The organism is Cupriavidus pauculus (assembly GCF_003854935.1).
In the GTDB taxonomy this organism is placed as follows: domain Bacteria; phylum Pseudomonadota; class Gammaproteobacteria; order Burkholderiales; family Burkholderiaceae; genus Cupriavidus; species Cupriavidus pauculus_C.
Genome location: NZ_CP033969.1, coordinates 280,654 through 301,962, shown reverse-complemented (window position 1 = coordinate 301,962; position 21,309 = coordinate 280,654). Strand labels below are relative to the sequence as shown.

At 67.7% G+C, this 21,309-nt stretch carries 20 protein-coding genes and 1 tRNA gene; 6 read left to right on the top strand and 15 right to left on the bottom strand.

Features of this window, described 5'->3' with window-relative positions; all coding sequences use genetic code 11:
* Nucleotides 1–116: 116 nt before the first annotated feature.
* The 8 genes from EHF44_RS03070 to recA form a co-directional block, all read right to left on the bottom strand.
* Nucleotides 117–605, bottom strand: coding sequence for a pilin (locus tag EHF44_RS03070; RefSeq protein ID WP_301337472.1), 489 nt, complete (start codon nucleotides 603–605; stop codon nucleotides 117–119).
* A 212-nt stretch (nucleotides 606–817) separates the two neighbouring features.
* A complete protein-coding gene (locus tag EHF44_RS03065) occupies nucleotides 818–1,258 on the bottom strand; it encodes a pilin (RefSeq protein ID WP_253700025.1) in 441 nt (146 codons plus the stop codon).
* Nucleotides 1,259–1,648: 390 nt separating this feature from the next.
* The gene (locus tag EHF44_RS03060; RefSeq protein ID WP_124682383.1) at nucleotides 1,649–2,347 is read right to left on the bottom strand and encodes a TerC family protein; all 699 of its coding nucleotides are present in this window, start codon (nucleotides 2,345–2,347) and stop codon (nucleotides 1,649–1,651) included.
* A 289-nt stretch (nucleotides 2,348–2,636) separates the two neighbouring features.
* Nucleotides 2,637–3,518: a succinate--CoA ligase subunit alpha gene (gene sucD, locus EHF44_RS03055; RefSeq protein ID WP_124682382.1), complete on the bottom strand. Its 882-nt coding sequence runs from the start codon at nucleotides 3,516–3,518 to the stop codon at nucleotides 2,637–2,639.
* A 68-nt stretch (nucleotides 3,519–3,586) separates the two neighbouring features.
* Nucleotides 3,587–4,753: an ADP-forming succinate--CoA ligase subunit beta gene (gene sucC / locus EHF44_RS03050; protein ID WP_124682381.1), complete on the bottom strand. Its 1,167-nt coding sequence runs from the start codon at nucleotides 4,751–4,753 to the stop codon at nucleotides 3,587–3,589.
* Nucleotides 4,754–4,840: 87 nt separating this feature from the next.
* Nucleotides 4,841–5,512, bottom strand: coding sequence for a DUF2889 domain-containing protein (locus tag EHF44_RS03045; protein ID WP_124682380.1), 672 nt, complete (start codon nucleotides 5,510–5,512; stop codon nucleotides 4,841–4,843).
* Nucleotides 5,513–5,852: 340 nt separating this feature from the next.
* Complete coding sequence (gene recX / locus EHF44_RS03040; RefSeq protein WP_124682379.1) at nucleotides 5,853–6,305, bottom strand: recombination regulator RecX; 453 nt, start codon at nucleotides 6,303–6,305, stop codon at nucleotides 5,853–5,855.
* Nucleotides 6,306–6,482: 177 nt separating this feature from the next.
* Nucleotides 6,483–7,544, bottom strand: coding sequence for a recombinase RecA (gene recA, locus EHF44_RS03035; RefSeq protein WP_124682378.1), 1,062 nt, complete (start codon nucleotides 7,542–7,544; stop codon nucleotides 6,483–6,485).
* 263 nt (nucleotides 7,545–7,807) lie between these two features.
* Here recA and EHF44_RS03030 point away from each other — a divergent pair, with 263 nt between their 5' ends.
* From EHF44_RS03030 to EHF44_RS03010, 5 genes are all read left to right on the top strand, one after another.
* Nucleotides 7,808–8,497, top strand: a complete 690-nt coding sequence (locus tag EHF44_RS03030) for a response regulator (protein WP_124682377.1) — start codon at nucleotides 7,808–7,810, stop codon at nucleotides 8,495–8,497.
* 27 nt (nucleotides 8,498–8,524) lie between these two features.
* Nucleotides 8,525–10,093 carry a sensor histidine kinase gene (locus EHF44_RS03025; RefSeq protein ID WP_124682376.1) on the top strand — a complete coding sequence of 523 codons (1,569 nt, stop codon included), beginning with the start codon at nucleotides 8,525–8,527 and terminating at the stop codon, nucleotides 10,091–10,093.
* The gene (locus EHF44_RS03020) at nucleotides 10,090–10,437 is read left to right on the top strand and encodes a DUF4212 domain-containing protein (protein ID WP_124682375.1); all 348 of its coding nucleotides are present in this window, start codon (nucleotides 10,090–10,092) and stop codon (nucleotides 10,435–10,437) included. Before EHF44_RS03025 ends, EHF44_RS03020 begins: the two co-directional genes overlap by 4 nt.
* A gap of 315 nt (nucleotides 10,438–10,752) precedes the next feature.
* Entirely contained in the window at nucleotides 10,753–12,444 is a 1,692-nt protein-coding gene (locus tag EHF44_RS03015; RefSeq protein ID WP_124682374.1) for an MFS transporter, read from the top strand.
* Between the two features lie 194 nt (nucleotides 12,445–12,638).
* Nucleotides 12,639–12,715, top strand: a tRNA-Met gene (locus EHF44_RS03010).
* 113 nt (nucleotides 12,716–12,828) lie between these two features.
* Here the strand turns inward: EHF44_RS03010 and panP are convergent.
* The 3 genes from panP to moaC all read right to left on the bottom strand — a co-directional run bounded on the left by panP (nucleotide 12,829) and on the right by moaC (nucleotide 15,929).
* Nucleotides 12,829–14,472, bottom strand: a complete 1,644-nt coding sequence (gene panP, locus EHF44_RS03005) for a pyridoxal-dependent aspartate 1-decarboxylase PanP (RefSeq protein ID WP_124682373.1) — start codon at nucleotides 14,470–14,472, stop codon at nucleotides 12,829–12,831.
* Nucleotides 14,473–14,581: 109 nt separating this feature from the next.
* On the bottom strand, nucleotides 14,582–15,259 hold the full coding sequence (locus EHF44_RS03000) for a response regulator transcription factor (protein ID WP_124682372.1): 678 nt from the start codon (nucleotides 15,257–15,259) through the stop codon (nucleotides 14,582–14,584).
* Between the two features lie 193 nt (nucleotides 15,260–15,452).
* Complete coding sequence (gene moaC, locus EHF44_RS02995) at nucleotides 15,453–15,929, bottom strand: cyclic pyranopterin monophosphate synthase MoaC (RefSeq protein ID WP_124682371.1); 477 nt, start codon at nucleotides 15,927–15,929, stop codon at nucleotides 15,453–15,455.
* A 254-nt stretch (nucleotides 15,930–16,183) separates the two neighbouring features.
* Here moaC and EHF44_RS02990 point away from each other — a divergent pair, with 254 nt between their 5' ends.
* Nucleotides 16,184–17,965 carry a beta-barrel assembly-enhancing protease gene (locus EHF44_RS02990; RefSeq protein ID WP_253699947.1) on the top strand — a complete coding sequence of 594 codons (1,782 nt, stop codon included), beginning with the start codon at nucleotides 16,184–16,186 and terminating at the stop codon, nucleotides 17,963–17,965.
* Nucleotides 17,966–18,167: 202 nt separating this feature from the next.
* Here EHF44_RS02990 and EHF44_RS02985 read toward each other — a convergent pair whose 3' ends face one another.
* Genes EHF44_RS02985 through waaF form a run of 4 tightly spaced genes read right to left on the bottom strand, consistent with a single transcriptional unit; the run spans nucleotide 18,168 to nucleotide 21,262 of the window.
* The gene (locus EHF44_RS02985; protein ID WP_124682369.1) at nucleotides 18,168–18,737 is read right to left on the bottom strand and encodes a DUF2946 family protein; all 570 of its coding nucleotides are present in this window, start codon (nucleotides 18,735–18,737) and stop codon (nucleotides 18,168–18,170) included.
* A complete protein-coding gene (locus EHF44_RS02980) occupies nucleotides 18,725–19,774 on the bottom strand; it encodes a YheT family hydrolase (RefSeq protein WP_124682368.1) in 1,050 nt (349 codons plus the stop codon). The genes EHF44_RS02985 and EHF44_RS02980 overlap by 13 nt, the downstream gene beginning before the upstream one ends.
* 14 nt (nucleotides 19,775–19,788) lie before the next feature.
* Complete coding sequence (locus tag EHF44_RS02975; protein WP_124682367.1) at nucleotides 19,789–20,229, bottom strand: YybH family protein; 441 nt, start codon at nucleotides 20,227–20,229, stop codon at nucleotides 19,789–19,791.
* A gap of 10 nt (nucleotides 20,230–20,239) precedes the next feature.
* The gene (gene waaF / locus EHF44_RS02970; protein ID WP_124682366.1) at nucleotides 20,240–21,262 is read right to left on the bottom strand and encodes a lipopolysaccharide heptosyltransferase II; all 1,023 of its coding nucleotides are present in this window, start codon (nucleotides 21,260–21,262) and stop codon (nucleotides 20,240–20,242) included.
* Nucleotides 21,263–21,309: the final 47 nt, after the last annotated feature.

Genomic DNA, 21,309 nt, shown 5'->3' with positions numbered 1-21,309 from the left:
CGCACGGGGGCTCGAAAAGGGCGAAGGCGCCATGATAGCGTGGCAGCCAGCGCCCGGGCGTCAGCCCCGCCTGGCCAGGCGGCCTGGCGGGGCGCCTTCGCCGGCTCCCCCGGGGATCACCGGCCGGCGGACACGTACGAGCAGCTTTGCGGCAGGAAGCGCTGCTCGGCGCTCGACGTGCAGTTCCACGTGATGGCGCCCTGGTCGGCGTTGTCCATCCGCAGCGTCAGCGTGTGGCCGGCGATGGCTTTGGACACGTCGGTGGTCCGGAAGGTGCTGACGATCGTGCAGTTGCCCTTGTCGTTCGGCGTGCCGCCCACGGTCACGCGTGCCACGTACTTGCCCGAGATGTTGTTGGCCGCCGGGATGCCATGGGAAGCCTGCTCGGCGTTATCGGGACAGATCCCGCCCTGCGAAAACGTTTCGGTGACGGCCGCCTTCTGGCCCGCTGCCAGGTTGAGCGCCTCGGAGACCTGCGCCCGGGCGATGTAGTCCTGGTACTGCGGAATTGCGATGGCCGCGAGGATGCCGACGATCGCCACGACGATCATCAGTTCGATCAGCGTGAAGCCGGCCTGGCGCATACGGGTTTGGATTCGGTGCATTGGCATGGTGACCCCTTGACGACGTTGTTTATGTGAGCCGCCATCTTGAGCGGGGCGGGGGCGGGACGAAATTGATGCACGGCAACTCGGCTGCCAATGTCGCAATCGCGTGTAAGTACGCCATAGCTGCTGCAATCCCGCCCCTCGTCCCGTTCCGAGGCGGCGGATCAGACAATGCTGATCCGCCGCGTTGCCGGGCTAGTGGCCCGTCGTCACTTGCCGCGCGCCTGCGAGAGTTGCGTGCATGCCTTGGGCAGGTACTTCTTGTCGGCCGACGACTCGCACTTCCACGTGACCGAGCCCTTGTCCGCGTTGCCCATCGTCAGCTTCACGTGCCGGCCCGTGAGCCCCCTGGCAATGCCGTCGTCCTTGAAGTTGGCCGTGATCGTGCAGCCGCCGGACTCGGTGGCCGTGCCGCCCACCTGGACGTTCTTGACGTAGCTGCCGGAGATCGACGTGGCACCGGGAATGCCGTCCACGGCGCCGCTGGCGTTGTTGGGACAGCTCCCCGCGTACGAGAACGCCTCGGTGACGGCCGCCTTCTGGCCGGACGCGAGGTTGATGCCTTCGGAGAACTGCGAGCGCGCCACGTAGTCCTGGTACTGCGGGATGGCGATGCCGGCCAGGATGCCGATGATCGCCACGACGATCATGAGCTCGATCAGCGAGAAGCCGCGCTGCGCGGCATGGCGGCGGCCCCGACCCTGGACGTGGCGGTGGACGTGGCCCTGGACGTGGCTGTGGACGTGGCTGTGGACTGCGTTGGAACTGGTTTGCATGGTGACCCCTTTCGTTGACGTTCTGGATGGAAAGTGCTGCGGCGCGCGGCATGCCGTCGAGGCGTGCGTGGCGTCGCGGGGTCATGATCGGAAGAACGGGGGTGGAGGCCCAATGACCTCGGACAATTCCCACAGGCTTGTGGGAATTGTTTGGAAATCCGCAGGATTCCGTGGCGGGCATGCCGCGGCACGGGTGTTGTAAAAACAAAACGGGCGACCCGTCGTGGGTCGCCCGTTCAGGCGTGATGCGGTGCGCGGCGAGACTCAGGCCGTCTTGGCGGCGCCCCGTTTCTGCAGCAGCTTGCCCACCAGCACCACCAGCGCGGCACCGGCGATGCCGAAGATCAGGTGGGCGTGCGGCACGTGCACCTGGAACCATTCGGCGTCCACCGGATCGCTGATCAGCATCTCGCCGGCCAGGTAGCCCAGCAGGGCGGCGCCCAGCACGATGATGATCGGGAAGCGCTCCATCACCTTCAACAGCAGCGTGCTGCCGAAGACGATCAGCGGAATCGACAGGCCCAGGCCGATGATCAGCAGCATGAGCTGGCTGCCCTCGGGGCCCTTCTGCGCGGCGGCGGCCACGGCCACCACGTTGTCCAGCGACATGACCAGGTCGGCAATCAGGATCGTGCGGATCGCGGCCCAGATGTTGTCCTTGGCGTCATGCCCTTCCTCGCCGTCGTCGCCCGTCAGCAGTTGCACGCCGATGTAGACCAGCAGGATGGCGCCCACGATCTTCAGGTACGGCAGGCTCAGCAGCTTCACGGCGGCCACGGTCAGCACCACGCGCATGATGATGGCGGCGGCGCTGCCCCAGAAAATGGCCTTCTTCTGCTGGGCGGGGGGCAGGTTGCGCGATGCGAGCGCGATCACCACGGCGTTATCGCCCGACAGGACGATGTTCGTCAGGATGATCGACCCCAGCGCAATCCAGAACGTGCTGCTGGACAACAATTCCACGGCAAGACTCCTCGAAATTCAAAGTTATGTTCCGGGCCCGCTGCGTGTTGCCAACTGCGGACTTTCGGATGTCTGAACGACCAGACATGAGATTTATCGCAGAAACCTTACGATTCGGTTTCAACGTGGCGCCGCCGCCCTCCGGATATACCCTAGGCGGTGCATCGCCAGAACGACATTGCCCCCGCCGGTGAAGACGGGGGCAATGCGCAGCGGCCAGAAGCCGCGAGGACTGCATGCCACGCGGGACGCCCGCCGGGCGGGCCCCCACATGGCTGCTGGGTGCTGCTTACAGCATGCCCTTCAGCAGGCGGCCCATTTCCGACGGGTTCTTGGTCACCTTGATACCGCAGGATTCCATGATTTCCAGCTTGGCCTGGGCCGTGTCGGCACCGCCCGAGATCAGCGCGCCGGCGTGGCCCATGCGCTTGCCCGGAGGCGCGGTCACGCCAGCGATGAAGCCCACCACCGGCTTCTTCATGTTTTCCTTGATCCAGTAGGCCGCGTTGGCCTCGTCCGGACCGCCGATCTCGCCGATCATGACCACGGCGTCCGTATCCGGATCGTCGTTGAACATCTTCATCACGTCGATGTGCTTCAGGCCGTTGATCGGGTCGCCACCGATGCCGACGGCCGACGACTGGCCCAGGCCCAGCGCGGTCAGCTGGCCCACGGCTTCGTACGTCAGCGTGCCCGAGCGCGACACCACGCCGATGCGGCCCTTCTTGTGGATGTGGCCCGGCATGATGCCGATCTTGATTTCGTCCGGCGTGATCAGGCCCGGGCAGTTCGGTCCCAGCAGCAGCGTCTTCTTGTTCTGCTTACGCATCTTGTCCTTGACTTCCATCATGTCGCGGACGGGGATGCCTTCGGTAATGCAGACCACCAGGTCCAGGTCGGCGTCGACGGCTTCCCAGATCGCGGCAGCGGCGCCGGCGGGCGGCACGTAGATCACCGACACGGTGGCGCCGGTCTGTTCCTTGGCGTCCTTGACGCTGGCGTAGATGGGAATGCCTTCGAAGTCCTCGCCGGCCTTCTTCGGGTTCACGCCGGCAACAAACGCGTTCTTGCCGTTGGCATAGTCGCGGCAGCCACGGGTGTGGAACTGGCCCGTCTTGCCGGTGATGCCCTGGGTGATGACCTTCGTGTCCTTGTTGATCAGAATGCTCATTTGCTAGTCCTTTTAGTCGTCCCGCCCGGCCCGTCGCTCACGTCGGCCTGGCGGCAACGCAGTTGTCCTTACTTGCCGGCGGCAGCGGCCACGACCTTCTGGGCAGCTTCTTCCATCGTGTCGGCCGAAATGATCGGCAGACCGGATTCGGCCAGCATCTTCTTGCCCAGGTCCTCGTTCGTGCCCTTCATGCGGACGACCAGCGGCACGCCCAGCTGCACGGCCTTCGACGCCGAGATCACGCCTTCGGCGATCACGTCGCAGCGCATGATGCCGCCGAAGATGTTCACCAGGATGGCTTCCACGTTCGGGTTCTTCAGCATCAGCTTGAAGGCTTCGGTCACCTTCTCGGTGGTGGCACCGCCGCCCACGTCCAGGAAGTTGGCCGGCTCGCCGCCGAACAGCTTGATCGTGTCCATCGTGGCCATGGCCAGGCCGGCGCCGTTCACCAGGCAGCCGATGTTGCCGTCCAGCGAGATGTAGGCCAGGTCGAACTTCGAGGCTTCGATCTCGTTGGCGTCTTCCTCGTCCAGGTCACGGTACGCGACGATTTCCGGGTGGCGGAACAGGGCGTTGGAGTCGAAGTTGAACTTGGCGTCCAGCGCGATGACCTTGCCGTCGCCGGTCAGGATCAGCGGGTTGATTTCGGCCAGCGAGGCGTCGGTTTCCCAGAACGCCTTGTACAGGCCCTGCAGCGCCTGGCGGGCCTGGGCGATGCTGGCGTCGGGCACGCCGATCTTGCGGGCGATGTCATCGGCGTCCGAATCCTTCAGGCCCTCGGCCGGGTCGACCAGCAGCGTGTGGATCTTTTCCGGGGTGTGGGCAGCGACTTCCTCGATGTCCATGCCGCCTTCGCTCGACGCCATCAGCGCCACCTTCTGCGACACGCGGTCCACCACCAGCGACACGTACAGTTCCTTCTTGATGTCGGCGCCTTCCTCGATCAGCAGGCGGTTGACCTTCTTGCCTTCCGGACCGGTCTGGTGCGTGACGAGCGTCATGCCCAGGATGTTCGTGGCGTAGGTCTTGACGTCCTCGATGCTCTTGGCCACCTTCACGCCGCCGCCCTTGCCGCGGCCGCCTGCGTGGATCTGTGCCTTGACGACCCACACCGGGCCGCCGAGCTGTTCAGCCGCCTTCAGGGCCTCTTCGACCGAGAAAGCCGGGATGCCGCGCGGAACCGGCACATTGTATTTGCGCAGGATTTCCTTGCCTTGGTACTCATGGATATTCATGCGTGTTTCCTTTCGGGTAGGCGTAAAGGGATGGGAAAAAAGGTGGAATCGAAGGGCTTTCGCCTGTTCCTGGGCCGACCGTGACGGTCAGCCCGACGTACCGTTGGGCCGGTGGGCCAGGGTGTCCTCGCCACCTGATGCCGGAGCATCGGCGCGTGACGCGGGCTGGGGGGGCGACGCCGCGGCGCCGGCTCTCGGTTTCGGCTGGTGACCATACCAGCGCGGGTAAAACTGGCGAACCACCTCGCCCTCGAAGTGCAGGGCGTGGCAGCCATGAAGCTGCATCGGCGGTTCGGGATTGGGGTCGTCGGCGCCGTCGCGGATCTTGAACACGTCGCCCGCGAAGGCCTGGATGGCGGTGGTCGGCAGCACGCCGGCCAGTTCGGTCAGATGGCTGCAGCCGGCCACGCTGCCAAGCCGGTCGCGCACGGCCTTGCGGAAGCCGCGCATCAGGTTCAGCCCGATCAACTGGCGGTAGGCCGGGCCGATCGTGTCGCAGTGTGTCGGATAGGGCACCCAGTCCGAGCACGCCTCTGCATCGACGATGTTGAGCCGCAGGTCGATCGTCACGCGCAGCCACAGGTCGTGCAGCGGCTGGCCTTCCGGACGGATGCGGTTGCCGGCCAGCTCGATGTCGCGCGGCTTGGTGTCCGTCAGGCGCGCCTCGATGTCCCAGAGGCCGTCTTCCCGCAAATAGGCCTCGGCCGTGATGGCACGGCGATGACGCAAGGCGCGGTTGACGGGCGGGGAAAGCGGCATGACGGCGGGGCTGAGGCGGCAGGCTGATGTGTGGCGGTATTCGGGGGCAAGGCTCGACGCGCCCTCCGCGCCCGCTGATCTGCCGACAGTCCGGACCGTGCCGGACGGCCGCCTGGGCCGGAGAACCCGTGGAGTTTAACATGCCGCGATGCTTTGACCGGGAACATCCTGCCGAACGCCTTGTCGGCCCGGGATTGTTGCAGGGGCATCGGCGGCCAAGCCGCGCCGGACAAGGGCTGGCGGTAAATCGGACAGCGCGCCGCTGCGTTGCATCAGTGGTACGACAACTGGGTTGACGGCGCGCCCAATACCCCTTATGCGTACGGTGGTATGCAGCCGGCTACGCCTCGTCCTCGGCGCCGCGGATGATCTTGCCGACGACGGCGCGCGAGAAGCCGCGCGCGACCATGAAGCGGATCTGCTTGGCCCGCGCCTCGGGCGAATCGGGCGGCGTGCCAAAGCGCTTGCGCCAGACTTCCGTCGCGCGCGCCAGTTCGCTGTCGCGCAGCTTTTCCTGCAGGTCGCGCAACTGGTCGTTGCCTAGCTGGTGGGTCTTGGCTTCCTGCATCACGCGGGCGGCGCCGTAGCGGCTGGCCCGGCGATGAACGAGGCTGTCGACAAAGCGTTCGTTGGACAGCCAGTTCTCGCGCTCCAGCGCGTCGAGCAGCGCCTCCAGTTGCACGGGCGATTCGGCATGCGGCGCCAGCTTGCGCGCCAGTTCGACGCGGCTGTGCTCGCGTCGCGACAGATAGCCGACGGCGCGGGCCTTGAGGGACAGGGGAGGGCGGGGCATGGGCCGGACTGGGAGGTGGGGAAGGGCCAGCGAGGGCCGGCGTCGACAGGTACGGTGCGATGGACCAATTAACCGATAGACCGATTAACCCATTAACCGATGGACCGATCGACCGTCAGAAACGACAAAGCCGCCGCAGGGGCTGCGACGGCTTCGGCTACCGGATCCGCGTGGCGATTAGTTGTCGACTTCGGCCGGTGCGGCCAGCACCGGGTTGGTCAGCGCCACGCCCAGCGCGGCACGGACCTTGTTCTCGATTTCCGAGGCGATGTCCGGGTTCTCGCGCAGGAATTCGCGGGCGTTGTCCTTGCCCTGGCCGATCTTCTCGCCGTTGTAGCTGTACCAGGCGCCCGACTTCTCGACGATCTTGGCGTCCACGCCGAGGTCGATGATCTCGCCCTGGCGCGAGATGCCCTGGCCGTAGAGGATGTCGAAGAACGCCTCGCGGAACGGCGGCGAGACCTTGTTCTTGACCACCTTGACCTTGGTCTCGTTGCCGACCACCTCGTCGCCTTTCTTGATCGAGCCGATGCGGCGGATGTCCAGGCGCACCGACGCGTAGAACTTCAGCGCGTTACCGCCGGTCGTCGTTTCGGGTGATCCAAACATCACGCCGATCTTCATGCGGATCTGGTTGATGAAGATGACCAGGCAGTTGGTGCGCTTGATCGTGCCGGTCAGCTTGCGCAGCGCCTGGCTCATCAGGCGGGCCTGCAGGCCGGGCAGGGAATCGCCCATCTCGCCTTCGATTTCGGCCTTCGGCACCAGCGCGGCCACCGAGTCGATCACGATCATGTCGATCGAGCCCGAGCGCACCAGCGCGTCGGTGATCTCCAGCGCCTGCTCGCCCGTGTCCGGCTGCGAGATCAGCAGGTCGCCCACGTCCACGCCCAGCTTGCTGGCGTACTGCACGTCCAGCGCGTGTTCCGCGTCGATGAACGCGCAGGTGCCGCCCAGCTTCTGCATCTCGGCCACCACCTGCAGCGTCAGCGTGGTCTTGCCCGACGATTCCGGACCGTAGATCTCGACCACGCGGCCGCGCGGCAGGCCGCCGACGCCCAGCGCGATGTCCAGCCCCAGCGAGCCGGTGGACACCACCTGGATATCCTGTTCCACGTCGCCATCGCCCAGGCGCATGATCGAGCCCTTGCCGAACTGCTTTTCGATCTGGGAGAGCGCGGCGGCAAGCGCCTTCTGCTTCTCAGCGCTCACGCCGGCGCCGGCCTTCTTGTCGTCCATGGTCGTCCTTCGGTTCAATTGATGGCAATTGGTGTATAAATAGGCCGCATGCGGCGCGGCGCCCCGTTTTTAAGCCTTTTCCGATGGATTTCGGAGGCTTCGGCGCCTGGCCCGACCCCTGCGCAAGCCCCTTGCGGGACCACTCGCGCGGAATGACGGGTACTGTATAAAAAAACAGTATGCTTGGCAAGCCCCACCGGTACCGCAACCGGTGCGATGGCGATGCCGGCCACGAAAAAAGCTGGACAAGGGTGGAGACAACCATGCGGATTCTGATCGCCGAAGATGACGACGTGCTGGCAGACGGCCTGACACGGTCGCTGCGCCAGTCGGGCTATGCCGTCGACCACGTCGCCAACGGCGTGGAAGCCGATTCGGCGCTGTCCACGCAGACCTTCGACCTGTTGATCCTGGACCTCGGCCTGCCGCGCATGCCCGGGCTGGAAGTGCTCAAGCGGCTGCGCGCGCGCGGCGCGATGCTGCCCGTGCTGATCCTGACCGCGGCCGACGGCGTCGACGAGCGCGTCAAGGGGCTGGACCTGGGTGCCGACGACTACATGGCCAAGCCATTCGCGCTGTCCGAACTGGAAGCCCGCGTGCGGGCGCTGGTGCGGCGCGGCGCGGGCGGCGGCGCCACGCTGATGCGCCATGGCCCGCTGGCGTTCGACCAGGTGGGCCGCATCGCCTTCCTGAACGACCAGATGCTGGACCTTTCCGCCCGCGAGATCGGCCTGCTTGAGATTCTGCTCACGCGCAGCGGCCGGCTGGTGTCCAAGGAGCAACTGGTCGACCACCTGTGCGAATGGGGCGAGGAAGTCAGCAACAACGCGATCGAGGTGTACGTGCACCGGCTGCGCAAGAAGATCGAGGTGGGCGGCATCCGCATTGCCACGGTGCGCGGGCTGGGCTACTGCCTGGAGAAGTTCCAGCCGGCCATGGCCACTCATGGCTGACGCCGTGCCGCACGCCATGCCCCGCCGATGAGCCTGCTGCGCCTGCCCTGGCGACGCCCCGCCACGCCGGGCGCCGCCCGTCCCGACACCGCGCGGCCCACGCTGGCAGATGCCGCGGCCGAGGACACGGCGCTGGCCGACGCGCTGCCCCACCTGGAAGAATCCTCCGCCCATCCCGCCCCGCGCTCGCTGTTCGGCGAGATCCTGGACTGGATGCTGGCGCCGCTGCTGCTCCTGTGGCCGATGAGCATCGCGGTCACGTACCTGGTGGCCAAATCCATCGCCAACGGGCCGTTCGACCGCGCGCTGGAGGCCAGCGCCATCGTGCTGTCCCAGCAGGTGCGCGAGGTGAACGGGCGCGTGACGTTGCAACTGCCGCTGTCGGCCCGCGAGATCCTGCGCGCCGACGAGACCGACAATATCTATTACCAGGTGGTGGGGCGGCGCGGCGAATACGTGGCCGGCGACCACGACCTGCCGCTGCCGTCCGAGGAAGAGCAGGGCCATGCCGGGCTGGTGTCGATGCGCGACGACCGCGTGGCCGGCAACGACGTGCGCGTGGCCTACACCTACGTCGACCTGAAGAACGTGGGCGGCAACCAGCCGGTGCTGGTGCAGGTGGCCGAGACGCTGGACAAGCGCGCGCGGCTGGCCAACGAGATCATCAAGGGCGTGATCCTGCCGCAGTTCGTGATCCTGCCGCTGGCCGTGGTGCTGGTCTGGTTCGGCCTGACGCGCGGGCTGGCGCCGCTCACGGCCATCCAGCAGCGCATCCGCGCGCGTAATCCCGGCGATACGAGTCCGATCGACGAGCGCGCGGCGCCGCAGGAAATCACGCCGCTGGTGGCGTCGTTCAACGGGCTGCTGGCGCAGCTCGACCAGTCGGTGCAGACGCAGAAGCGCTTCATTGCCGACGCCGCGCACCAGATGAAGACGCCGCTGGCCGGGCTGCGCATGCAGGCCGAGCTGGCGCAGCGCGAGCAGTCGCCGGAGGAGTTGCGGCGCTCGCTGGCGCAGATCGCCGGCAGCTCGGAGCGCACGGCGCACCTGGTGACGCAGCTGCTGTCGCTGGCGCGTATGGAGAACCTGGCCGGCGCGGGCGGCATGGTCCCGCTGGACCTGTGCGCGCTGGCGCGCGACGTGGTCAAGGACTGGCTGCCGCAGGCGTGGGCGCGGCATATCGACCTGGGGCTGGAAGCCGACGACCATCCCGTGCTGATCACCGGCAACCGGCTGATGCTGACCGAGATGCTGAACAACCTCGTCGACAACGCCATCCGCTATACGCCGGCCGGCGGCCATGCCACGGTGCGGGTGGGGACCGATGCGTTCGAGCCGTTCGCGTACCTGGACGTCGAGGACACCGGCCCCGGCATCGCGCCGGCCGACCGCGAGCGGGTGATGGAGCGCTTCTATCGCGTGCTGGGCACCAATACGGAAGGCAGCGGGCTGGGGCTGGCCATCGTGCGCGAGATCGTGCAGCAGCATGGCGGCGAGGTGTCGATCGACGACAACGTCTACCAGACGTCGCCGCGCATGGCCGGCGCGCGCTTTCGCATCACGCTGCGCCGCACGCCCGCGGAAGGTGACGCATGAAGCACGCCCCGCGTGACCGCATGACGCCGCAGGAGCGGCGCGCCTGGTATCACAACGTGCGCTGGATCGGCGGGCTGCTGGCCGTGTGGTTCCTGGCGACGTTCGGCGTAAGCTGGTTCGCCCGCGAGTTGCGGTTCGATTTCCTGGGCTGGCCGTTCTCGTTCTGGATGGCCGCGCAGGGCTCGCTGATCCTCTATGTCGCAATCGCCGCGCTCTATGCCTGGCGCATGAACCGCGCCGACGACGAGGCCCACGCGGCCGAACAGGCGCTGGCCGGTGCAGGCGCCCAGCCTGCCGCCGAACCTGACAGGCCCGCGCATCCGCCCGGTCCGGGCACCATCTAAGGGTTTCCTCTCGGCCGCCGCCGGCCGCGTCTAATTGCTGCGACGCAACAACCGCGCAACCCTTGCGCCATGCGCCATCCCGGCCGGGCGCGCTGCGGCGCACCATGGCAGGTGCCGTCCCGTGCCCTGCGCCGGCTAGCGTATACCCCGACCGAAACCGGCCGCGCCGGCGTGGATCTGTCAGAACGCAGTAAGTTTCGCCTCCCACAATCGTTGCAACCTTGCCGTAATGGGCCGGTCCGTGCACACGGCGGCCCCGGGGACAGGGACCCTTGAAGATTTTCGACGGAAGAACGGAAACGGAGGAGACAACAAATGGCAAACGCGCAAAACGTGGGGTCGGTACCGGCCGCCCACAATGCGCCGATGACGAAGGAAGAGAAGAAGGTGATCCTGGCCTCTTCCCTCGGCACGGTGTTCGAGTGGTACGACTTTTACCTGTACGGTTCGCTGGCGGCGGTCATCGCCAAGCAGTTCTTCGCGGGGCTGGACCCGACCTCGGCATTCATCTTCGCGCTGCTGGCGTTCGCCGCGGGCTTCATCGTGCGGCCGTTCGGCGCGCTGGTGTTTGGCCGGCTCGGTGACATGATCGGGCGCAAGTACACGTTCCTGGTCACCATCCTGATCATGGGCCTGTCGACGTTCATCGTCGGCCTGCTGCCCGGCTACGCCACCATCGGCTGGGCCGCGCCGATCATCCTGATCCTGCTGCGCATGCTGCAGGGCCTGGCGCTGGGCGGCGAGTACGGCGGCGCGGCCACCTACGTGGCCGAGCACGCGCCGCACGGCAAGCGCGGCGCCTACACGGCGTGGATCCAGACCACGGCCACGATGGGCCTGTTCCTGTCGCTGATCGTGATCCTGCTGGTGCGCGAGGCCACGGGCCCGAACTTCGACGTGTGGGGCTGGCGCATTCCGTTCCTGCTGTCGATCCTGCTGCTGGCCATGTCGGTGTACATCCGCCTGTCGATGAGCGAGTCGCCGGCGTTCCAGAAGATGAAGGCCGAGGGCAAGACGTCGAAGGCGCCGCTGACCGAGGCATTCGGCCAGTGGCGCAACCTGAAGATCGTGATCCTGGCGCTGGTGGGCCTGACCGCCGGCCAGGCCGTGGTCTGGTACACGGGCCAGTTCTACTCGCTGTTCTTCCTCACGCAGGTGCTGAAGGTGGACGCCAAGACGGCCAACCTGCTGATCGCCGGCGCGCTGGTGATCGGCACGCCGTTCTTCATCTTCTTCGGCTCGCTGTCGGACAAGATCGGCCGCAAGTGGATCATCATGGTGGGCTGCGCGCTGGCCGTGCTGACCTACTTCCCGCTGTTCAAGGCGCTGACGCACTACGCCAACCCGGCGCTCGAACGTGCCCAGCAGTCGGCCCAGATCGTGGTCACGGCCGACCCGGCCACCTGCTCGTTCCAGGGCAGCCCGATTGCCCGCGAGATCGACTTCCGCAGCTCGTGCGACATCGTCAAGCGCACGCTGGCCCAGGCATCGGCCAGCTACGAGGTGGTGAACGCGCCGGCCGGCACGGTGGCCTCGGTCAAGATCGGCGACAAGGAGATCAAGGCCTTCGACGCCAACGTGGCCAAGGGCGCCTTCGACGACGCCAGCAAGAAGCAGATTGCCGACTTCAAGAAGGCAGTGGGTGCCGAGATGACATCGCACGGCTACCCGACCAAGGCCGACCCGGCCCAGATGAACACGATCATGGTGCTGGTGATCCTGGTCATCCTGGTGATCTACGTGACGATGGTCTACGGCCCGATCGCGGCCATGCTGGTCGAGATGTTCCCGACCCGCATCCGCTACTCGTCGATGTCCCTGCCGTACCACATCGGCAACGGCTGGTTCGGCGGCCTGCTGCCAACCATCTCGTTCGCGCTGGTGGCCCAGAACGGCAACATCTACTACGGCCTGTGGTACCCGATCGTGATCGCCGCGATGACCTTCGTGCTGGGTGCGCTGTTCATCCGCGAGACCAAGGACATCGACATCTACGCCAACGACTGAACGGCCGTGGCAACGCATGCGCCGGCGGCTGGCCGCCGGTAACCGCGCTCAGGATGGCTGGCCTACCGGCCAGCCGCTCCTTCCTGGCAGACCCCATGGTCTGCCATTTTTTTGGGCAACCGCCGAAGCTTGCAGAAAGCTGTCACAAAGGTGTTGACAGCCCGGAAAGCGTAGGTATAATTGCGGTCTTCGTTGGCGAATTAGCTCAGTCGGTTAGAGCGACGGAATCATAATCCGCAGGTCCGGGGTTCGAGTCCCTGATTCGCCACCATCTATATGAAAACGCCGCAGTCCTTCACGGGTCTGCGGCGTTTTGCTTTGTTGCGCCGGCTTCGGCCGGGCCAGGCCCCGCCGCAACGGCGGGGCGGCCCTGGGCAACGGTCCTCAGAGCAGGGCCATCAGCGGCGCCAGCATCGGGCTGCGCGCGGCCAGCGCGCGTTGCTCGTCCAGGATGTCCTGCAGGATCGCGTGCGTGGTGTCCGGGTTGGCCAGCACCACGCGGAACACCGCGATGGCCCGCCCGTCCCACTGCGACGACGTGAGCTGCGTCCGCGACACGAACGACCGGCCCGCATCGCGCTGCATTTCCTGGATGCTGATGGTCAACGCGTCCAGCGCCGCCTGGATGCGCTCGCGCTGCGCCGCCGGCGTGGCTGCCGATGCCAGCGCGGCGCGCACCGGCGCGGGCACGTAGCGGTAGGTCAGGATGCAGAGCTGCGGCCGGCTGTCGAGCTCGAAGTCCGGCTGCCGGTCGATCAGGTCTGCGAAGAACCGGGCATTGTCGATGCCGGTGTCGATCAGCCGGGCCAGCCCCTTGCGCCCGAGCAAGTGCAGGTTCGCATAGAGCATCACCGCCGCCGCGCCGCGCGACCCTTCGAGCGTATGGCGCCCAAGGTCAACCGAACCCTTCCGCACGATGTAGTTGGCGTGCTGCACGATTTCCTGCGTCCACGCCGGGTCGCGGAACAGCACCATGCCGGCGCCCATCGGCACGTAGAACTGCTTGTGCGCGTCGATGACGACCGAATCGGCACGCTCGATGCCGGCAAACCGCCAGCGCTCGCGCGCCGACAGCAGCGTGGCGCCCCCCCAGGCGGCATCGACGTGGAAATGGCAGCCGGCCTCCTGCGCGACATCGGCGAGGGCGTCGAGCGGGTCCACCGCGCCGGTCTCGGTCGTCCCGGCGATGCCGACGATGGTCATCGGCTGGATATTGCGCTGCTGAAGGTCGCGCAGCGTGGCGCGCAGCGCATCGACGCGCATGCGCCCGTCGGCGTCCACCGCCACCGGCACAAGGTTGTCGCGGCCGATGCCGAGCACGTCGGCCGCCTTGCGCAGCGAATAATGGCCGCGTTCCGATACCACGATCGCCAGCCCGTCATAACCATAGTGGCGCAGCGCCGCCGCCAGCCCCGCGCGATGGATGCCGGCAAAACCGTCCCGCGCGCGCAGCACCTGGTTGCGGCTGGCCCACAGCGCGGCCAGGTTGGCCGTGGTGCCGCCCGCGCCGAACGCGCCCAGCGAGTGCTCGGGGTCGTGCAGCCATCGGCCGTAAAAGCCGGCGTCCTGCCCGAAGACGAGCTTGTGCATCATGCCGATAACCTGCCGCTCCAGCCCCGTGAGCGCGCCCGACGTCTCCAGCTTCACCACGTTCTGGTTCAGCGCCGCCACGATCTTGGCCAGCGACGGCATGAACGACGGCAGCGACGACGTCATATGGCCGACAAACGTCGGCGCCGCCACGGGCATGACGTGGCGGAAGACATCGTGAAGCAGGTGGTCGGCATGCGCCTGCGGCGCGGTGGGGTTCTCGGGCAGGTCCACCGACGCGAACCGCGCCTCGCGCGTGGCGCAGGCGCCCACGGGATCGAAGTCCGCGCTGGCGAAGAATTCGGCCGGATGGTCGGCAATGCGCCGCTCAAGGTCTTCGAACGCGCCCCGGTCGGCGTCGAACCAGTGCAGCGGGCAGTCGGCCTGCCGGGATGGGTCTTGGGGGTTGTCTGACGTTTCCGTCTGCGGCGCCTTCATTTGCAATGCCCAGTCAGTTCCGTGCCGCGCCCGGTGCGGCTCGGATGTGGCTGGATTATGCCGGATAAGGCCGGCGGCAGGCCGTCACACCCGCCCCGGCCTGTTGCCGCTAGGGCGCCAGCCCGCCGTGGCCCCGCACGCGCGGCAGCGGCGGCGGCACTACCTCGGGCGGCGCCAGCCGGTGGATCCGCGCAAACTCGGCCAGGTCGATCAGCGAACTGAGCCCCAGCTTGGCCATGATGCTGGCCTTGTGCGAACTGACGGTCTTGTTGCTGATGTTCAGCACCATCGACACTGACTTGTTCGAGTGCCCGGCCGCCAGGAACCGCAGCACCGTCAGCTCGCGCCGGCTCAGCAGCGTGCGCGGATCGGCCGGATTCGTGGCCGCGCGCCGGAACGTGGGCAGCGCCTTCAGCGGAAAGGCGGCGTACCCGCCCATCAGCGCCCGCACCGCATCGACCAGCCCGTCCAGCCCGTTGTTCTTGTCGATGAAGCCATGCGCGCCGGCCAGCAGCGCCCGCTCGGCCGCCCGCCGCTGCGCGGAAACCACCAGCACGCGTGTTTCCGGCCAGCTCGATACCACTTCCTCCAGCACGGCGTCGCCGGGCACATCGTCGAGCTGGAGGTCCGTGACCACAAGGTCGGCGGCACGCTCGCGCAGCGCCAGCAGGGCAGTGGACCCGCCAGGGGCCAGGCGGACTTCCCGGAACCCGGCCTGCGCCGTCAGCGCGCCATGGACGGCCTCGCGGATGGCGGCGTGGGGATCGATAACGAGGGCATTCGGCATATCGGATCTCGCAGAGTGAACGACAGGCCAGAGCTTAGAAGTCTGGCAGACGGTGCGGATACCGAATGGTCCGAATTTGCATGCAGAAACGGCCGAAAAACCTTGGGGAAATTTCTGCTGTTGCGAGGTTGTGTCGGGGGGTGGGGTGGGACGGATGTCTGGCGCGATGGACGCCAGGAATCTGGTGGAAATGCTATGCCGCCACCCAATCCCCCGACTTCCCCCCATGCTTCTCCAGCAGCTTCACGTTGCCGATGACCATCCCCCGATCCACCGCCTTGCACATGTCGTAGATCGTCAGCAGGGCCACCTGTACGCCCGTCAGCGCTTCCATTTCCACGCCGGTCTGGCCGTGGGTTTCGGTGCGGACGATGCAGGCGATGGTGGCGCTGGGTGCGTCCAGCGCGAAGTCGACGGCCACGCGGGTCAGGCCGATGGGGTGGCAGAGCGGGATCAGGTCGGCGGTGCGCTTGGTGGCCATGATGGCGGCCACGCGGGCGATGCCCAGGACGTCGCCCTTCTTGGCCGTGCCGTCGCGGACCAGCGCGAAGGTGTCCGGCAGCATCGTGATGGTGCCGGTGGCCACAGCCACGCGGTGGGTGTTGGCCTTGTTGCCGACGTCGACCATGTGGGCCTGGCCGGCGTTGTCGAAATGGGTAAGCTGACTCATGGGCGAGGCGCGTAGGACGCAAGCAGGGAAAAGGGGGCCGAGATCGGATCGGAAAAGGGGGCCGGAATCGGATCGGAAACGGGGGCCGAAAAAGGGGCCGAAAACGCCGGCCGGGTGCCGTGGGCCACGCCGGGACTTGCCCGATGGGAACGCCACCCGGAGGCCGCTATCATAGCAACATGCCAAAGATTTCATGGCCTCGCCGCCTGCCCGACCGGTCGAGCGCCCGCGCCGTCTCTCCCGCCGTGCCAGCCATGCGTGCGTCACATCCGACGCGCGCGCTGGCGGCTGCGCTCGTGCTGACGATGTCGGCGCCGGCCTGGCCGCAGGGCGCGGCGTCGGCGCCGCAGCCGGCCCGGCCCGGCGCGGCGGCGGCCGCCAATGCGCGGCTGGCTGCCGCCGGGGTGTCGCCGGCGCAGGGTGGCGCGCCGCTGCCGACGCCCAAGCTGAACAACGCGCTGAATGGCCAGGTCGATGGCGGCGTCAGCGACCAGGTCTACGACAACCTCAACCGCAGCGTCCGGGCCGGCCAGAAATCAGAATTCGGCCTGCGCAGCGGCAATACCGTGGTGGAGAGCGCCGGGCTGCAGTTGCCGGACCTGGGCGATCCGTCCACGGCGTCGCTGTCGCCGGACATGGAAAAGCGGCTCGGCGACCGCATCATGCGCAGCATCCGGCGCGACCCCGACTACGTGTCCGACCCCCTGCTCAACGACTACCTGAACGCGCTTGGCTACCGGCTGGTGCAGGCCGCGCGGCGGCTGAACGTGGCCGGGTCGAACGGTTCGGGCACCTTCGCCACGGGTTTCGAGATGTTCGGCGTGCGCGACCGGTCGATCAACGCGTTCGCCATGCCGGGCGGCTATATCGGCGTGCACACGGGGCTGCTGGTGCAGTCCGATACCGAGTCGGAACTCGCCTCGGTGCTGGGCCACGAAATCGGCCACGTGATGCAGCGGCACATCGCGCGCGGCATCACGAGCCAGGACCAGTCGATGTGGATTGCGCTGGCGTCGATGGTGCTGGCGGGCCTGGCCGCCACCAAGAGCGGCGACGCCGCGGCGGCGCTGGCGCTGGGCGGGCAGGGCGCGGCCGTTGCCAACCAGTTGTCGTTCTCGCGCGGCGCCGAGCGCGAGGCGGACCGCGTGGGCTTCCAGATCATGACGGCGGCCGGCTTCGACCCGCAGGGCATGCCCGATTTCTTCCAGCGGCTGCAGCGCGTGATGGGGATCTCGGACAACTCGGTGCCGGCCTACGTGCGCACCCACCCGCTGACGTCCGAGCGGATCGCCGACATGCAGGACCGCGTGCGCCATGTGTCGGCGCGCAAGGTCGGCAACACGCCCGACTACGAATTTGCCCGCGTGCGGGCGGCGGTGCTGCAATCGCCCACGCCCAACGACCTGCGCAACCTGCTGGCCAACTTCCGCGCCCAGGTGCCCGGCGCGCCGGCCATGCGGCTGCCGGCGGTGTACTACGGCATCGCGTTCGCCAGCCAGAAGCTGGGCCGCTTTGCGGACGCCGACAAGGCGCTGGCCGAGGCCCGCCGCCTCTACGGCACGATTCCCGGCGCCACGTCGGGCACGCCGATGCTGGACGTGATGGCGGTGGAACTGGCGCGCGGCGAGGGCCGCTCGCAGGACGCGCTGACGCAGGCATCGGCCACGCTCAGGGCGTTCCCGCTGTCGCACGCGGCCGCCGTGACCTACGCGGACACGCTGCTGGCCGCCAACCGGCTCGACGACGCCGTGACGTTCCTGCGCTCGCGCACGCGCGAGGAATCGGGCCGTTCGGAATGGTGGGAGATGCTGGCGCGCGCCTATGCCGCCCAGGGCAAGCGCCTGCAGCAGCATCAGGCACTGGCCGAAAAATACGCGATGGACGGCTCGTACCAGGCCGCCATCGAACAGCTCCAGATCGCCCGCAAGGCCGGCGACGGCGACTTCTACACGCTGTCCGAGGTCGACGCGCGGCTGCACCAGCTGCAACTGCAGTACAAGGAAGACCGCCAGGACAGCAAGGGGATGCCGAACTAGCCGGCGGTGGCGGCGATGGTTGCTTCCCTCTCCCTTTGATGTTTTGCTCCCCTCTCCCGCTTGCGGGAGAGGGGCTGGGGGTGAGGGCCGGCGGTGCAAGCTGCAATCCGTCGCAATTTGAACCTCAACGCCCTCTCCCCCAACCCCTCTCCCGCGTGCGGGAGAGGGGAGCAAACCTACAATTCACCCCCGGCTCACCAACCTACCCCGCCACCGGCTCCCTGACGAACCCGAACCGCTTCGGTACCTCGGCCTCGACGATGGGTTCGATGTCGATGTCGCGGCCGTCGTGGTGGAAGACGCCCAGCGTGGCGCCGCAGGCTTCGCCGTGCCAGTCGCTGGTGGTGCTGAAGGCGTCGAGGTCGTGGTCGTGCAGCACGGCGGCCTGTTCGCCCGGCACGCCGTCCACGGTGCCGCCCAGCACCACGTTGCCGTGCTCGTCGACGTAGCATGACGACGGCGTGAACGCCTGTCCCGTCGATGTGGCCAGCGCGCCGTTGTGCAGCCGCGCCACCCACGGCGTGTAGGCCAGCGACACGAACACGCGCTGCGGTCCGTTCTGGAAGTACCACGCGCCGTGGGCGTCGCGCGTGTAGTTGCGCTCGATGAAGCCGATCAGCGCCGCGTGGCGGATCGGGTCGCCCGACAGCCCGTGCTGCTGCGCGAACTCGTTGCGCATGCGCCATTGGCCGCGCCGGTCCAGCGCCAGCCAGCCGAAGCAGTTCGGCACGTTGGGCCAGCGGGCCATGGCCTGCTTGACTACCTCGTCCATGATGTCTCCCCCTGTATGCCGACGCTGTCGAAGAAGCCCAGGATGCGCCCCGGCAGCCAGTCGATGTGCCCGGCCAGCGGCAGCAGCGGCAACTGGCCCAGCAGGCCGCCACGCGGCGTCATGAAGCCCACGTGGCCGCCGTGTTCGGGCTGCTCCAGCAGCACGTCGGCGCTGACGTCGGCCGGCCCGGGCAGGTGCCGGCCCGGCAGGAACGGGTCGTTGCGGGCGTTCAGCACCAGCGTCGGAATGCGGATCTCGCCCAGGATCGGCTTGCTGGCCGCGCGCGCCCAGTAGTCGTCGGTGTCCTTGAAGCCGTGCAGCGGCGCGGTGACGATGTTGTCGAACGCGTACAGGTCGCGGCTGCGCAGCATCGCGTCGCGGTCGAACAGGCCCGGGAACTGGTCCAGTTTGGCCAGCGACTTGCGCTTGAGCGTCTGCAGAAACATCCGCGTGTAGAGCATGTTGAAGCCGCTGGACAGCGCCGCGCCGCCCGCCGCGAGGTCCAGCGGGGCCGAGATGGCCGCCGCCGCGCGCAGGAAGCCGGCATCGCGGCCGTCCTCGCCCAGAAAGCGCAGCAGCGCGTTGCCGCCCAGCGAGATGCCGACGGCCAGCATCGGCCGGTCGGGCCCGCTGCGCGGTTGGCCGCGCAACTGGTCCCGCAGCCGGTGCAGCACCCAGCGGATCTCGGCCGAATCGCCCGAATGGTAGAAGCGCGGCGCCTGGTTCAGCTCGCCGGAGCAGCCGCGGAAGTGCGGGATCACGCCCTGCCAGCCGCGCTCGCGCAGCGCGGTCATCAGCGTCTGGGCGTAGTGGCTGTTGGAATCGCCCTCCAGGCCGTGGAACATCACCACCAGCGGTGCGTCCGGCGCGGCGGGGTGGGTGGTCCAGTCAAGGTCGATGAAGTCGCCGTCGGGCGTGTTCCAGCGTTCGCGCCGGAAGCCGATGCGGCGGTAGCGGGTAAAGCGGGCCGGCAGGATGGTCTGCGCGTGGCCGCCGCGCAGCCACCAGGGCGTGTGGAACGTATCGCCGAACGGCATGGCCCGCATGGGCGTCAGTGCAGGGCCTGTCCCGGCGCGGCGGCCACGGCGGCCACCTGCACCGCGTTGGCCGGGCTGCAGTGGATGTGGGCCAGGCGCCAGCCCTCGTGGTTCTGCATCAGCACGTACGTGGTGTGCACGAACAGGTCGGCTTCCACGCGGCCTTCGCCAAAGCGCAGCGCCTCGGTGACGTCGAAGATCGACACGCCCAGCGACGCATGGCTGCTGGTCTCGATGGCGTCGATCAGCACCGGCTGCTCTTCCAGCAGCTGGGCAAACGCCTGGCGCAGGCTGTCATGGCCGATCAGCCGCTGGCCGTCGGGCATGATGCACGTGATCGAGTCTTCGTCCAGCCAGAGCCGCAGCGCGCCATCGGCGTCGCGCAATTTCATGGCTTCACGGAAGGCATCGACGATGTCTTCGGCGGAATCGAACAGGCGGGCGAAACGGGGCATGTTGGTTGGATCAGGGACGGTGCAGGAGCTTGCGCAACTCGACGAACACCATTTCGGGCTCGATTTCCTTCAGGCAGCGCAGGTGGCCCAGCGGGCACTCGCGCTTGAAGCAGGGGCTGCACTCGAGTTGAAGCCACATGATACTCGCTGCCTGTGACAGCGGGGGCGTATGGCGGGGGTCGCTCGACCCGTAGACGGCCACCTGCGGCCGGTTCAGCGCGGCGGTCACGTGCATCAGGCCCGAGTCGTTGCAGACGGCGGCCTCGGACAGCGCCAGCAGGTCCACCGCGTCGTCCAGCGACGTCTGGCCGCACAGGTTGCGCACGAACGGCGCGCCCTGGACGATGGCCTCGGCAATCTCGGCGTCCTTGGCCGACCCCAGCGTGACGATCTGCGCGTACGGGTACGACCGGCGCAGCATCTGCGCCAGCGCGGCAAAGTGCGCGGCCGGCCAGCGCTTGGCCGGGCCGAACTCGGCGCCGGGGCAGAACGCGATCACGCGGGTGCCGGGGGCAATGCCGAAGCGCCCGGCCGTGGCGGCCATGCGCGCCGGATCGACCTTGAGTTGCGGATCGGGAATCGACTCGGGCAGCCGGGCGCCGGGCTTCAGCGCCAGCCGGGCGTAGTGTTCCACCATCGGCGGGCGCCGGTCGCGCGGCGGGTTCTTGTGGCGGATGTTCAGCATGCCGAAGCGCGCCTCGCCCCGGTAGCCGATGCGCAGCGGAATGCCGGCCAGGAACGGGATCAGCGACGACTTCAGCGAATTCGGCAGCACGTAGGCCACGTCGTAGCCTTCGTGCTTGAGCTGCTGCGCGAACATCAGCCGCGCGCTCAGCTGGAGCTTGCCGTGCGCGAGGTCGCTGGGGAATACCTTGCCGATCTCGGGCATGCGGGCCAGCACCGGCGCCACCCATTTGGGTGCCAGGGCGTCGATGACCAGGCGCGGGTGGCGCGCCTTGAGCAGGGCGAACAGCGGCTGCGCCATCAGGGCGTCGCCGATCCAGTTGGGGGCGATAACGAGGGCTTTTCTCATGGAGTGGGTGGTACGCGGCCCTTTTCTTGTGCGAGGTGCCCGGGCAT

Bases quoted from the DNA above. Each gene is read 5' to 3' on its own strand.
- EHF44_RS02980 (WP_124682368.1), bottom strand. From the start codon at position 19,774: ATGCCGTTCGGCGATACGTTCCACACGCCCTGGTGGCTGCGCGGCGGC.
- recA (WP_124682378.1), bottom strand. From the start codon at position 7,544: ATGGACGACAAGAAGGCCGGCGCCGGCGTGAGCGCTGAGAAGCAGAAG.
- EHF44_RS03065 (WP_253700025.1), bottom strand. From the start codon at position 1,258: ATGATCGTCGTGGCGATCATCGGCATCCTGGCCGGCATCGCCATCCCG.
- EHF44_RS03025 (WP_124682376.1), top strand. From the start codon at position 8,525: ATGAGCCTGCTGCGCCTGCCCTGGCGACGCCCCGCCACGCCGGGCGCC.
- EHF44_RS02985 (WP_124682369.1), bottom strand. From the start codon at position 18,737: ATGGACGAGGTAGTCAAGCAGGCCATGGCCCGCTGGCCCAACGTGCCG.
- sucC (WP_124682381.1), bottom strand. From the start codon at position 4,753: ATGAATATCCATGAGTACCAAGGCAAGGAAATCCTGCGCAAATACAAT.
- EHF44_RS02975 (WP_124682367.1), bottom strand. From the start codon at position 20,229: ATGCCCCGTTTCGCCCGCCTGTTCGATTCCGCCGAAGACATCGTCGAT.
- EHF44_RS03000 (WP_124682372.1), bottom strand. From the start codon at position 15,259: ATGCCGAATGCCCTCGTTATCGATCCCCACGCCGCCATCCGCGAGGCC.
- EHF44_RS03070 (WP_301337472.1), bottom strand. From the start codon at position 605: ATGCACCGAATCCAAACCCGTATGCGCCAGGCCGGCTTCACGCTGATC.
- EHF44_RS03020 (WP_124682375.1), top strand. From the start codon at position 10,090: ATGAAGCACGCCCCGCGTGACCGCATGACGCCGCAGGAGCGGCGCGCC.
- EHF44_RS03030 (WP_124682377.1), top strand. From the start codon at position 7,808: ATGCGGATTCTGATCGCCGAAGATGACGACGTGCTGGCAGACGGCCTG.
- sucD (WP_124682382.1), bottom strand. From the start codon at position 3,518: ATGAGCATTCTGATCAACAAGGACACGAAGGTCATCACCCAGGGCATC.
- EHF44_RS02990 (WP_253699947.1), top strand. From the start codon at position 16,184: ATGCGTGCGTCACATCCGACGCGCGCGCTGGCGGCTGCGCTCGTGCTG.
- panP (WP_124682373.1), bottom strand. From the start codon at position 14,472: ATGAAGGCGCCGCAGACGGAAACGTCAGACAACCCCCAAGACCCATCC.
- EHF44_RS03045 (WP_124682380.1), bottom strand. From the start codon at position 5,512: ATGCCGCTTTCCCCGCCCGTCAACCGCGCCTTGCGTCATCGCCGTGCC.
- waaF (WP_124682366.1), bottom strand. From the start codon at position 21,262: ATGAGAAAAGCCCTCGTTATCGCCCCCAACTGGATCGGCGACGCCCTG.
- EHF44_RS03015 (WP_124682374.1), top strand. From the start codon at position 10,753: ATGGCAAACGCGCAAAACGTGGGGTCGGTACCGGCCGCCCACAATGCG.
- recX (WP_124682379.1), bottom strand. From the start codon at position 6,305: ATGCCCCGCCCTCCCCTGTCCCTCAAGGCCCGCGCCGTCGGCTATCTG.
- moaC (WP_124682371.1), bottom strand. From the start codon at position 15,929: ATGAGTCAGCTTACCCATTTCGACAACGCCGGCCAGGCCCACATGGTC.